General features: G+C 52.8%; 11 protein-coding genes and 1 riboswitch. Of the genes, 5 read left to right on the top strand and 6 right to left on the bottom strand.

Features of this window, described 5'->3' with window-relative positions:
• Positions 1–31: 31 nt before the first annotated feature.
• A riboswitch (TPP riboswitch) is annotated at positions 32–131 on the bottom strand.
• Positions 132–177: 46 nt separating this feature from the next.
• A complete protein-coding gene (gene sgrR / locus LDB27_RS18210) occupies positions 178–1,836 on the bottom strand; it encodes an HTH-type transcriptional regulator SgrR (protein ID WP_001139028.1) in 1,659 nt (552 codons plus the stop codon).
• A 92-nt stretch (positions 1,837–1,928) separates the two neighbouring features.
• Between sgrR and sgrT the strand changes: the two genes are divergently transcribed.
• Positions 1,929–2,051: a glucose uptake inhibitor SgrT gene (gene sgrT / locus LDB27_RS18205; RefSeq protein WP_000553886.1), complete on the top strand. Its 123-nt coding sequence runs from the start codon at positions 1,929–1,931 to the stop codon at positions 2,049–2,051.
• A gap of 285 nt (positions 2,052–2,336) precedes the next feature.
• Here sgrT and leuD read toward each other — a convergent pair whose 3' ends face one another.
• From leuD to leuL, 5 genes are all read right to left on the bottom strand, one after another.
• Positions 2,337–2,942: a 3-isopropylmalate dehydratase small subunit gene (gene leuD, locus LDB27_RS18200; protein ID WP_000818258.1), complete on the bottom strand. Its 606-nt coding sequence runs from the start codon at positions 2,940–2,942 to the stop codon at positions 2,337–2,339.
• 10 nt (positions 2,943–2,952) lie between these two features.
• The gene (leuC, locus tag LDB27_RS18195) at positions 2,953–4,353 is read right to left on the bottom strand and encodes a 3-isopropylmalate dehydratase large subunit (RefSeq protein WP_001140632.1); all 1,401 of its coding nucleotides are present in this window, start codon (positions 4,351–4,353) and stop codon (positions 2,953–2,955) included.
• 2 nt (positions 4,354–4,355) lie between these two features.
• The gene (leuB, locus tag LDB27_RS18190; protein WP_000042325.1) at positions 4,356–5,447 is read right to left on the bottom strand and encodes a 3-isopropylmalate dehydrogenase; all 1,092 of its coding nucleotides are present in this window, start codon (positions 5,445–5,447) and stop codon (positions 4,356–4,358) included.
• Positions 5,447–7,018 (bottom strand): 2-isopropylmalate synthase, encoded by a 1,572-nt coding sequence (gene leuA / locus LDB27_RS18185; RefSeq protein WP_000082819.1) that lies wholly within the window; start codon positions 7,016–7,018, stop codon positions 5,447–5,449. The genes leuB and leuA overlap by 1 nt, the downstream gene beginning before the upstream one ends.
• Positions 7,019–7,106: 88 nt before the next feature.
• Complete coding sequence (leuL, locus tag LDB27_RS18180) at positions 7,107–7,193, bottom strand: leu operon leader peptide (protein ID WP_001575587.1); 87 nt, start codon at positions 7,191–7,193, stop codon at positions 7,107–7,109.
• 656 nt (positions 7,194–7,849) lie between these two features.
• Between leuL and leuO the strand changes: the two genes are divergently transcribed.
• From leuO to cra, 4 genes are all read left to right on the top strand, one after another.
• Positions 7,850–8,794: a transcriptional regulator LeuO gene (gene leuO / locus LDB27_RS18175; protein ID WP_001115421.1), complete on the top strand. Its 945-nt coding sequence runs from the start codon at positions 7,850–7,852 to the stop codon at positions 8,792–8,794.
• Positions 8,795–9,115: 321 nt separating this feature from the next.
• Complete coding sequence (ilvI, locus tag LDB27_RS18170; protein WP_000425597.1) at positions 9,116–10,840, top strand: acetolactate synthase 3 large subunit; 1,725 nt, start codon at positions 9,116–9,118, stop codon at positions 10,838–10,840.
• A 2-nt stretch (positions 10,841–10,842) separates the two neighbouring features.
• Positions 10,843–11,349, top strand: coding sequence for an acetolactate synthase small subunit (gene ilvN / locus LDB27_RS18165; RefSeq protein ID WP_024132263.1), 507 nt, complete (start codon positions 10,843–10,845; stop codon positions 11,347–11,349).
• 266 nt (positions 11,350–11,615) lie between these two features.
• A complete protein-coding gene (gene cra, locus LDB27_RS18160) occupies positions 11,616–12,620 on the top strand; it encodes a catabolite repressor/activator (RefSeq protein WP_000762406.1) in 1,005 nt (334 codons plus the stop codon).
• Positions 12,621–12,992 lie beyond the last annotated feature (372 nt).

Below are 12,992 nucleotides of genomic sequence, written 5' to 3'. Positions count from 1 at the left end.
TTTGCACCTCAGTTAAAGAGTGGCAAAGGACTTGAGAGGTAGCCTCAAATCCCTTCGCCGGCATTATCCGGATCAGGTTCGACGGGTATTTTCTCAGCGCGCGCATGAGCGCGGCACCCCGTTGAGTTCGGCGTTAGTGTAGTGATTTTGTTGCCGGGCAGCAATCAAGAGCTGGCGTTAAGGATCTGGCGGCGCAAACCACGCCGATTTAAAATCAAACCAGCCGAGGGTATTCATGCGCAGCCCGCGCATACTGCGCTGTCCCTGGATAATCAGCCAGTGGTGGATCAGCGGCACAATCGCTTTGTTGGCCAGCAGTTGCTGGCACCAGTTCGCCAGGTTCATCTCGCCAGCGCGCCACTGTGCGGCGTCGTCCTGCCAGTCGCGCGGAATGCAGTTCTGCAAGAGCGGTACTTCGCACAGGTGCGCGAACAGCGAGAAATCCAGCGGCAGCGTAAAGTTAGCGCTATTGAGCCAGATATCGCTTTCGATCTCGCCGGCGTGCCATTGATCGTAGTCGATCTCCTGAATATGCAAATGCACCTGATGTTCAGCCAGAAGCGCGCTCATGATACGGGCGATAACCCGGTGCTCAATGTGTTCGCGATAGAAGGTCAGCGTGAGGGTTTCCAGACCGGCGGGTTTTTCGCCCGGGCCTGGACGGGCGTGATGCCAGCGCGGTAAAAGCCCATAGGCCGGGAACCAGAGCTGCTGTAGCGGTTCATCGGCATGATAGAGTAAATTGGTGGGGGAGAGGACGTGGCTTACCCATTCTCTGACCTGCGGATGCGCGCCGCGCGGCGTTCTGGCGTCGAATAGCAGGTAATAGCACCCCTCTTCCAGTCGGCTTTCTATCGCTTTTTCACCGCCTTGTATCGGCCCTTCCAGCATCAAGCCGCAGGCCGGTTCTTCACTGATATCCGGCAGTACCCAGACGTTCACTTCGTCTATTAACGCTCGATAGCCGAAGTAGTCATCAAAGGCGAGTATCTTGAGTTGGTTCGGCGTATTACGCCGCACGGCATAAGGCCCGGTGCCGATAGGGTGGCTGGCGAAATTAGCCAGCGTTTCCCACTCCCGCGGCAAAATCATCGCCGGGACCTGGCCCAGCAGCCACGGCAACCAACGATCCGGCTGGGAAAGATGAATATCCAGCGTCCACGCGGTAGGGGAGTCTATCTTTGTGATGTGCGAGTAAAGTGGAAGCGTATTGATACGCGTCAGCGAGGCGATGACATCTTCCATCTCCAGCTCGCGGCCATGATGAAAATGAATGCCGGGGCGCAGGTAGAAGCGCCACAGTAAAGGGGAAATTTGCTGCCAGTGGTGCGCAATGTCCGCTTCCAGTTCCCCGTTTTCCTCATTTACCCGCGTGAGCGAACTGAAAATTTGCCGGGCAATATGGGTTTCCGAGCGACGTAATGCGGTTCCCGGCAGGAGATTGTGCATCGGACGATAGTAAAGAACCCGCAGAATATGCCGCCCCTGGCGGAAGCTGCGTCCCAGATGGGAAATCAGCATTTGCCTGACAGCGCTTTTATCGCCGACCAGTTGTACCAGTTGATCGATTCGATCTTGTTCCAGCAGGTCTTCCGCCCGCTGCTGTTGCAGCGCCAGTCCGGTATACAGGAACGTCAGACGCGAACGCTTTCCGCGTCCAACCTCGGCTTCCCATGTTAGCCAACCGCGCGCCTGCATCGTATTTAGCAGCGTACGCATATGGCGACGCGAACAGTTCAGCAGATCCGCCAGCTCATTAAGCGTGGTGTCTTGCGTTTTACCGTCACAACATTGCCAGAGACGGATAAATTGTTGTTGCAGGCGACCTGAGGGCATAAAAGGGGAACTCCGATGAAAAACTCAGCAATTTTATTATCCCTATATTAGGCCAATAATATCTTTCGATGAAGCAAGAGGAAGAGGTCACTATGCACCAGTTCTGGTTGAGATATTTTGCCGCGACGGAAAAAACGTCCTGGCTGGCTTGCCTGAGCGCGCCGCAGCGCTTAAAAATGCTCGCGGAACTGATGCAGTGGGAGGCGACCGATTGAAGCCAATTGCAGACATCATGTGTGACTGAGTATTGGTGTAGGCGATAGCCTAAAATCACCCGCCAGCAGATAATACCTGCTGGCTTTTTTTATTTCGGCGGTTTCTGTGGTCACGCAGGTGGTGACCGGGCGAGTAAAAATCGTATAAAAAATGCCGGAATATCCCCGGCATGAGCGACTGATGAGTAACCCGGAGCTTGATGGCGCTACGCTTATCAGGCCTACAGAATATAATGGCAACCGGGTGATATTGCATAACCTGTAGGCCCGGTAAGGCGTGAAGGGTTACCGCATAAATGCCGGTTGTTTATTTTCGTAGGCGGCAATCGCGTCTTCGTGCTGCAGCGTCAGCCCAATGCTGTCCAGACCGTTCAACATGCAGTGGCGGCGGAAGTCGTCGATTTTAAAGCTGTAGGTCTTATCGCCTGCTTTCACCACCTGTGCTTCCAGATCCACTTCAAATTTAATGCCCGGATTGGCTTTCACCAGGGCAAACAGCTCATCGACCTGTGCGTCGCTCAGGGTTACCGGCAGCAGTTGATTATTGAAACTGTTGCCGTAGAAAATGTCGGCGAAGCTTGGCGCGATCACCACTTTAAAGCCGTAATCGGTCAGCGCCCACGGCGCGTGTTCGCGCGACGAGCCGCAGCCAAAGTTTTCTCGCGCCAACAGAATCGACGCGCCTTGATATTCCGGAAAGTTCAACACGAATTCCGGATTTGGCTGTTGGCCCTTTTCGTCCAGGAAGCGCCAGTCGTTAAACAGATGGGCGCCAAAACCGGTGCGCGTAACCTTCTGCAAAAACTGTTTAGGGATAATTGCATCGGTATCGATGTTGGCGGCATCCAGTGGGACAACCAGGCCGGTATGCTGGGTAAATTTCTCTGCCATGGTAGTTTCCTTATTTGATGCTGCGAATGTCGGCGAAGTGGCCGGTAACGGCGGCAGCGGCGGCCATCGCCGGGCTGACTAAATGCGTGCGACCCCCGCGGCCCTGACGGCCTTCAAAGTTACGGTTGCTGGTGGATGCGCAGCGCTCGCCCGGGTTCAGGCGGTCATTATTCATGGCCAGGCACATGGAACAGCCCGGTAAGCGCCATTCAAATCCTGCTTCGATAAAGATCTTGTCCAGACCTTCCGCTTCCGCCTGCGCTTTCACCGGACCTGAACCCGGCACCACCAGCGCCTGCACGCCAGGCGCGACTTTGCGCCCTTTGGCGACTTCCGCCGCCGCGCGCAAATCTTCAATACGCGAATTGGTACAAGAGCCGATAAAGACTTTATCAATAGCAACGTCCGTTAACGGTACGCCCGGCTGTAAGCCCATATAAGCCAGCGCTTTTTCGGCGCTGGCGCGCTCAACCGGATCGCTAAAAGAGGCGGGATCGGGGATGATGTCGGTGACGGAAATCACCTGGCCCGGATTCGTGCCCCAGGTCACCTGCGGCGCGATCTCTTCTGCTCGCAGGGTGACGACAGTATCAAAGGTCGCGCCGTCATCGGTTTTCAGCGTTTTCCAGTACTCGACGGCTTCGTCAAAATCGCGGCCCTTCGGCGCGTGCAAACGCCCTTTTACGTAGTTGAAAGTGGTTTCATCCGGGGCGACCAGACCGGCTTTGGCACCCATCTCAATCGCCATATTGCACAGCGTCATGCGGCCTTCCATACTCAGCGCGCGGATCGCGTCGCCGCAAAATTCAACCACGTGTCCGGTGCCGCCGGCGCTACCGGTTTTACCGATGATCGCCAGCACGATGTCTTTGGCGGTAATGCCCGGTGCGGCGTTGCCCGTGACTTCAATCTTCATGGTTTTAGCGCGCCCCTGTTTCAGAGTTTGCGTCGCCAGTACATGTTCTACCTCAGAAGTGCCGATGCCGAAGGCCAGCGCGCCAAACGCGCCGTGGGTGGCGGTGTGGGAGTCGCCGCAGACGATGGTCATGCCCGGCAGGGTGACGCCCTGTTCCGGCCCCATCACATGGACGATGCCCTGATATGGGTGATTCAGGTCATACAGCTCGACGCCGAACTCGTTACAGTTCTTAATCAGCTCCTGCATCTGGATACGCGCCATTTCACCGGAAGCATTAATGTCTTTAGTCTGCGTCGAGACGTTGTGATCCATCGTGGCGAAGGTTTTCCCTGGCTGACGTACCGGACGATGGTGCGCGCGCAGACCGTCAAACGCCTGCGGAGAGGTGACTTCATGCACCAGGTGGCGGTCGATGTACAGCAGCGGCGTTTCGTTTGGCGCCTCAAAGACCACGTGGGCATCAAATAATTTTTCGTATAACGTTTTGGCCATGATTACACCCCTTCTGCGACATAGCGGGCGATAATATCGCCCATCTCATCGGTACTGACTGCGGCAGCGCCCCTGGCTAAATCGCCGGTGCGAACGCCCTCTTCTAATGCGCGATTGATCGCCTGTTCAATGGCCGTTGCCGCATCGTTGGCATCCAGGCTGTAGCGCAGCAGCAGCGCCAGCGACAGGATCTGCGCAATTGGATTGGCGATATTTTTCCCGGCGATATCCGGCGCGGAGCCGCCAGCCGGTTCATACAGGCCAAACCCTTGCTCGTTCAGGCTGGCGGAGGGCAACATCCCCATTGAGCCGGTGATCATGGCGCATTCGTCGGACAGAATGTCGCCGAACAGGTTAGAACACAGCAGTACGTCAAACTGCGACGGGTCTTTAATCAACTGCATGGTGGCGTTATCGATATACATGTGCGCGAGTTCCACATCGGGATACGTTTTCGCGACATCATTGACGATCTCACGCCACAGGATAGAGCTTTGCAGTACGTTGGCTTTATCAATAGAGGTGACTTTACGGCGGCGTTTACGCGCCGATTCAAAGGCGATACGGGCAATGCGCTCGATCTCAAAGCGGTGATAAACTTCGGTATCAAAGGCTTTTTCGTACTGACCGCTGCCTTCACGGCCTTTTGGCTGTCCGAAATAGATCCCGCCGGTCAGCTCGCGCACGCACAGGATATCGAAACCGTTAGCGGCGATATCGGCGCGCAACGGGCAAAATGCTTCCAGTCCCTGATACAGTTTCGCCGGACGCAGATTACTGAATAATTTGAAATGTTTGCGCAGCGGCAGCAGGGCGCCGCGCTCCGGCTGGCTTTCCGGGGGCAAATTTTCCCATTTCGGGCCGCCGACGGAGCCAAACAGAATGGCATCCGCCTGCTCGCACCCTTCAACGGTGGCTTTCGGCAGTGGATGACCATGATTGTCGATAGCAATACCGCCGACGTCATAGTGGCTGGTGGTGATACGCATATCAAAACGGCTGCGTACCGCATCCATAACTTTCAGGGCTTGCGCCATGACTTCCGGGCCGATACCGTCGCCCGGCAGTACGGCAATATGATAGTTCTTCGACATTACACGGTTTCCTTGTTGTTCTCTTTATTTTGAGCTTTGCGTTGCAATTCTTTTTCAACTTCGGCTGCGCGCCAGATATTGTTCAGTACGTGCACCATCGCTTTGGCGGAGGATTCGACGATATCCGTCGCCAGCCCGACGCCGTGGAAGCGGCGACCATGATGGTTCACGACGATATCGACCTGACCCAGCGCGTCTTTGCCCTGGCCTTTGGCGTTCAGGTCGTATTTAACCAACTCAACGTCGTAGCCAGTGATACGGTTAATCGCCTGATAGATGGCGTCGACCGGGCCGTTGCCGTTCGCCGCCTCGGCCTTGATCTCTTCACCACAGGCCAGCTTCACGGAAGCAGTGGCGATATCGCTGGAGCCGGACTGCACGCTGAAGTAATCCAGACGGAAATGCTCTGGTTCTTCTTGCTGTTTATTAATAAACGCCAGCGCTTCCAGGTCATAGTCGAACACCTGGCCTTTTTTGTCTGCCAGCTTCAGGAACGCGTCGTACAGGTGGTCCATGTTGTAGTCTGTGTCTTTGTAACCCATCTCTTCCATGCGATGTTTCACGGCGGCACGGCCAGAGCGGGAGGTCAGGTTCAGCTGTATCTGGTTCAGACCGATGGACTCAGGCGTCATGATTTCATAGTTTTCGCGGTTCTTGAGGACGCCATCCTGGTGGATGCCGGAAGAGTGGGCGAAAGCGCCGCTGCCGACAATTGCTTTGTTGGCCGGGATCGGCATGTTACAGATCTGGCTGACGGTCTGGCTGGTGCGCCAGATTTCGTGGTGATTGATATTGGTGTGTACGTTCATGATGTCTTTGCGCACTTTAATCGCCATGATTACTTCTTCCAGCGCGCAGTTACCGGCACGTTCTCCGATACCGTTCATCGCGCCTTCAACCTGACGCGCGCCCGCATGTACTGCCGCCAGCGAGTTGCCTACTGCTATCCCTAAATCGTCGTGGGTATGAACGGAGATGATAGCTTTGTCAATATTGGGGACACGTTCATACAGGCCGGAAATGATTCCCGCGAACTCAAACGGCATGGTATAGCCCACGGTATCGGGAATATTAATGGTTCTCGCGCCGGCGTTTATAGCGGCTTCCACCACGCGCGCCAGATCGTCAACAGGCGTCCGGCCAGCATCTTCGCAGGAGAACTCCACGTCATCAGTGTAATTACGCGCCCGCTTAACCATGTATACCGCGCGTTCGATGACCTCATCCAGCGTGCTGCGCAGCTTGGTGGCGATGTGCATTGGCGAGGTGGCGATAAAAGTATGAATACGAAACGCGTCGGCGACCTTCAGCGCCTGTGCCGCGACGTCGATGTCTTTTTCTACACAACGCGCCAGGGCGCAAACGCGGCTGTTTTTGATGGTGCGGGCGATGGTTTGGACAGATTCAAAATCACCCGGAGAAGAGACCGGGAAGCCTACTTCCATGACATCAACCCCCATGCGCTCAAGGGCCAGGGCAATCTGCAGCTTCTCTTTCGCGCTCAGGCTGGCCTGTAACGCTTGTTCGCCGTCGCGTAAGGTCGTATCAAAAATAATGACTTGCTGGCTCATGATGTGGTCCTTGTCTCCAGGGGCGCCTTGCGTCAGGCATAAAAAAACCCGCGCAACGGCGCGGGTTTTTGTTTGACTTCGAGCTGACTTAATGTTGAATGCCGCCCACCGGTCTACCGCGCACAATAAATGCGTTGAGTAGTAGTAGCCCAGTGAAACGAACGATATGTGACATTAATTCAGCTCCAGCGAATGCGTTATGCTTTTAGTGGTACTGGATATGCCGTTTAATGTCAACTCTGATTTCTGTCGCCAGTGCATTTTGTTGACCATATCCGGATACGTACTTTAGCTAATTGTGCTGGGCTGCGCGTCCAATAAAGGATAAAAGAACGAGTGGACATTCATACTTTTCATTGTTTGAAATATTTAGGCATTTTTGTTTGCAAATTGGTTAGGGGAATGGCCTGTTAAAGGTATGCTAAAGGTTTGGTTTATCTTTTTGATTTGTTTTGTATTTTAACAAATAACCTTGTTTACTTAATGGATAAGGATAAAGTTATTGATAAATTAATGTTAACTTTTTAGCTATTAATAATATAAACATTTAATTGAAACTTAAATGATCATTCACTTGGTGTATGATTGTATATTCGCCATGGTTATGGTTATATTGCTTGCGTAATTTAAACATTATGAATCGCAATGGTGTGACTCAGGACACATTACGCTTGCACTGGCATTCTATTTGTCTCTGTCAGCGTCTTTATGTTTTCCGAATTTTAACGCTTTCCCTTTTTCTTATTTTATATGCATGGTAAATCATATTTTCAGGAATTATTTCTGCCTTCAGCCAGAAAAAGGGAGTTAAGCGTGACAGTGGAGTTAAATATGCCAGAGGTCAAAACCGAAAAGCCGCATCTTTTAGATATGGGCAAACCACAGCTTCGCATGGTTGATTTGAACCTATTGACCGTGTTCGATGCGGTAATGCAAGAGCAGAATATTACGCGCGCCGCCCACACGCTGGGAATGTCGCAGCCTGCGGTTAGTAACGCCGTAGCGCGTCTGAAGGTTATGTTTAATGACGAACTTTTTGTTCGATATGGACGAGGAATTCAGCCGACTGCCCGTGCATTTCAGTTATTTGGTTCAGTCCGTCAGGCGTTGCAATTGGTGCAAAATGAATTGCCGGGATCGGGGTTTGAGCCGACCAGCAGCGAACGTGTATTCAATCTTTGCGTGTGCAGTCCGCTGGATAATATCCTGACGTCACAGATTTATAATCGTGTAGAAAAAATTGCGCCAAATATTCATGTCGTTTTTAAAGCGTCGTTGAATCAGAATACTGAGCATCAGTTACGCTATCAGGAAACCGAGTTCGTTATTAGTTATGAAGAATTCCGTCGCCCTGAGTTTACCAGCGTACCGCTATTTAAAGATGAAATGGTTTTAGTCGCCAGCCGTAAACACCCGCGTATTAGCGGCCCGCTACTGGAAGGCGATGTTTATAATGAACAACATGCGGTTGTTTCTCTCGATCGTTATGCGTCATTTAGTCAGCCGTGGTATGACACGCCGGATAAACAGTCGAGCGTGGCTTATCAGGGCATGGCGCTTATCAGCGTTCTGAACGTGGTTTCGCAGACGCATTTGGTCGCTATTGCCCCGCGCTGGCTGGCGGAAGAGTTTGCGGAGTCGCTGGAGCTGCAAATATTGCCGTTACCTTTAAAACTGAATAGCCGGACATGCTACCTTTCCTGGCATGAAGCGGCTGGGCGTGATAAAGGGCACCAATGGATGGAAGATTTATTAGTTTCTGTTTGTAAGCGATAAAACCGGGCAGAATAAATCAGAAACAAATTCTGGTTTATTCTGCTTTTTATCGTATATCAAAAATTTTATGCTGAATTAACGGTGAGCGATTCTTTTCGTCGCTGTGAAAAATAGATGAATTGCTGTAAGTCTGCATTTATAAGCGATTATTTATTACCTGGTGTGATTCAGACGGAGTATTTCTCCATTTCTTCTCTTCTTGCCTCCTGATTATTCTAACCTTCCCCATCTTTACGTCATTCCACCCAATTGCCAGGCGTGATAGCGAGCGGTTAAGGTGTCCGTCAAACCGTGATGACAGGTATAAAGTGGAGGCAAGCCGTGGAGATGTTGTCTGGAGCCGAGATGATCGTCCGATCGCTTATCGATCAAGGCGTAAAGCAGGTGTTCGGCTATCCTGGAGGCGCAGTGCTTGATATTTATGATGCGCTACATACCGTTGGAGGGATCGATCATGTGCTGGTGCGTCATGAGCAGGCCGCGGTGCATATGGCGGATGGCCTGGCGCGAGCTACTGGCGAGGTTGGCGTGGTGCTGGTGACTTCCGGACCGGGAGCGACCAATGCGATTACCGGGATTGCTACGGCCTATATGGATTCTATTCCGCTGGTGATTCTTTCCGGCCAGGTCGCCACCTCATTGATTGGCTATGATGCCTTTCAGGAGTGCGACATGGTGGGGATTTCCCGACCGGTGGTCAAACATAGCTTCCTGGTCAAACAGACGGAAGATATTCCCCAGGTGCTTAAAAAGGCCTTCTGGCTGGCGGCAAGCGGACGTCCTGGGCCGGTGGTCGTGGATTTGCCAAAAGATATTTTGAATCCGGCGAAAAAAATGCCGTATGCCTGGCCGGAAACGGTCAGTATGCGCTCTTACAATCCCACAACATCAGGTCATAAAGGACAAATTAAGCGTGCCTTGCAAACGCTGGCGTCGGCAAAAAAGCCGGTGGTCTATGTTGGGGGAGGGGCGATAAGCGCGGCCTGCTATACGCCGCTGCGCCACATCATTGAAACCTTTAACCTGCCGGTGGTCTCTTCATTAATGGGACTGGGCGCGTTTCCTGCTACTCATCGCCAGTCGTTAGGAATGCTGGGAATGCATGGCACTTATGAAGCCAATATGACCATGCATAACGCCGACGTGATTTTCGCTGTTGGCGTACGATTTGACGACCGCACGACGAATAATCTCGCTAAATATTGTCCGAACGCGACGGTATTACACATCGACATTGACCCGACGTCCATATCCAAAACGGTTAACGCTGATATCCCGGTGGTGGGCGATGCCCGCCTGGTACTGGAACAAATGCTGGAGCTACTGGCGCAGGATGCGCCGTCTCAGCCGCAGGATGATATTCGTGACTGGTGGCAGCAGATAGAGATCTGGCGCGCCCGTCAGTGCCTGAAATATGACGCGGAAAGCGAAAGCATTAAACCCCAGGCGGTGATTGAAACCCTCTGGCGTCTGACGAAGGGCGACGCTTACGTGACGTCCGATGTAGGACAACACCAGATGTTTGCCGCCCTCTACTACCCGTTCGATAAGCCACGTCGCTGGATTAATTCCGGCGGGCTCGGCACGATGGGTTTTGGCCTACCGGCTGCGCTGGGCGTTAAAATGGCCCTGCCGAAAGAAATGGTGGTCTGCGTGACCGGCGATGGCAGCATACAGATGAACATTCAGGAGCTGTCGACAGCCTTACAGTATGAACTGCCGGTACTGGTTCTGAACCTGAACAACCGTTATCTGGGGATGGTGAAACAGTGGCAGGATATGATCTATTCTGGTCGCCATTCTCAGTCTTATATGCAGTCGTTACCGGATTTTGTGCGCCTGGCGGAAGCATATGGCCATGTCGGGCTGCAGATTAACCGTCCGGATGAGCTGGAAAGTAAACTCAGCGAAGCCCTTGAGCATGTGCGTAATAACCGACTGGTGTTCGTCGATGTCACCGTTGATGGCAGCGAGCATGTCTATCCAATGCAGATTCGCGGGGGCGGGATGGACGAAATGTGGTTAAGCAAAACGGAGAGGACCTGATGATGCGCCGGATTTTATCGGTATTACTGGAAAACGAATCTGGGGCGTTATCGCGGGTTATCGGCCTCTTTTCGCAACGCGGATATAATATTGAAAGCCTGACCGTCGCGCCGACGGACGATCCGACGTTGTCGCGCATGACTATCCAGACGGTAGGCGATGAAAAAGTGCTTGAGCAAATTGAAAAGCAACTGCACAAGCTGGTTGATGTGCTGCGCGTCAGCGAGCTGGGACAGGGAGCGCACGTTGAGCGGGAAATCATGCTGGTGAAAATCCAGGCCAGCGGCTACGGACGGGAAGAGGTGAAGCGTAATACGGAAATTTTCCGTGGTCAGATTATTGACGTTACGCCAACGCTGTATACCGTTCAACTGGCGGGCACCAGCGATAAACTGGATGCTTTTCTGGCCTCGCTGCGCGACGTGGCGAAAATTGTTGAAGTGGCGCGTTCAGGCGTCGTCGGGCTTTCGCGCGGCGATAAGATTATGCTGAGCAGATTCGCCGGATGACGACGTGGTTGCGTTTTATCCGGCCTGCAGGTTGATATCTGGCCCAGGTCTGATAAGCATAGCGCCATCAGGCAGGTTTGCCGGATATCAGCCAACAGGAATTATCGCCCAACCCAATATCACCGGTTGGGCTTTTTTTTGCGAAATCCGTGGTAACCCGGAATAAAAGCGGTTGCCGGAGTGATCAAACTGCGCTTAGATGTTAACGATTTTAACCCATGCCGACATAAAGGTTATGGTTTGTACAATTTACACAAGGGGCAATTGTGAAACTGGATGAAATCGCTCGGCTGGCCGGTGTCTCGCGCACAACTGCAAGCTACGTTATAAACGGTAAAGCAAAGCAATACCGCGTGAGCGACAAAACCGTAGAAAAAGTCATGGCGGTAGTGCGTGAGCACAATTACCATCCTAACGCTGTGGCTGCCGGGCTGCGTGCTGGACGCACACGTTCCATTGGTCTGGTGATCCCGGACCTTGAAAACACGAGCTACACCCGTATCGCAAACTATCTTGAGCGCCAGGCACGCCAGCGTGGCTACCAACTGCTGATCGCCTGTTCTGAAGATCAGCCGGATAACGAAATGCGCTGCATTGAGCACCTTTTGCAACGCCAGGTGGATGCAATCATTGTTTCAACTTCGTTACCGCCGGAGCATCCCTTCTATCAGCGCTGGGCCAACGATCCGTTCCCCATCGTCGCGCTCGACCGCGCGCTGGATCGCGAACATTTCACCAGCGTGGTCGGCGCCGATCAGGATGATGCCGAGATGTTGGCGGAAGAGCTGCGTAAATTCCCGGCGGAAACGGTGCTTTATTTGGGCGCGCTGCCGGAGTTGTCCGTCAGTTTCCTGCGCGAGCAGGGGTTCCGCACCGCATGGAAAGACGATCCGCGGGAGGTGAATTTCTTATATGCCAACAGCTATGAGCGCGAAGCCGCCGCGCAGTTGTTTGAGAAATGGCTAGAAACGCATCCTATGCCGCAGGCGCTCTTTACGACATCGTTCGCGCTATTACAGGGCGTGATGGACGTTACGCTGCGGCGCGATGGAAAACTGCCCTCGGATTTAGCGATTGCGACCTTCGGCGATCATGAGCTGCTGGATTTTCTGCAATGCCCGGTACTGGCGGTGGCGCAGCGTCATCGTGATGTCGCGGAACGCGTGCTGGAGATTGTGCTGGCAAGTCTTGATGAACCGCGTAAACCGAAACCCGGCTTAACGCGTATTCGGCGAAACCTGTATCGTCGCGGCATTCTGAGCCGTAGCTAAAGGACCGGCGGTAAAAAGACTCTCTCTTCTGCCGCCGTCAAACAAATGCGTATCAGTAAAAATATCCCTCAAATAATTAAGATTATTCCTTAAAATTATCCGAAAATTCTTTTTTATTACCTTTCTTTTGTCCGAAATCGTCCATATTCCACTAATTAAGACGTAACGAGTCTTTTCCTTTGTCTTGTTTTGTTACAAGCAGGCAAGAAATCGTCGAATTAACAGCCACTTTTTGTCTTTGGCGCGACAGTCGCTCGTAGGCGCTGGTATAGCAGGCGTTGCACACGTTAAACAGGCACTGTTAACACGGTGCAATATGTCCTAAAATGCCGCTCGCGTCGCAAACTGACACTTTATATTTTTCTCGGATTA

This window comes from Salmonella sp. JXY0409-18 (assembly GCF_020268625.1).
GTDB classification, from domain to species: Bacteria; Pseudomonadota; Gammaproteobacteria; order Enterobacterales; family Enterobacteriaceae; genus Salmonella; species Salmonella enterica.
The sequence above is the reverse complement of the archived record's forward strand: the minus strand, read 5'-3'. Positions and strand labels throughout refer to the sequence as shown.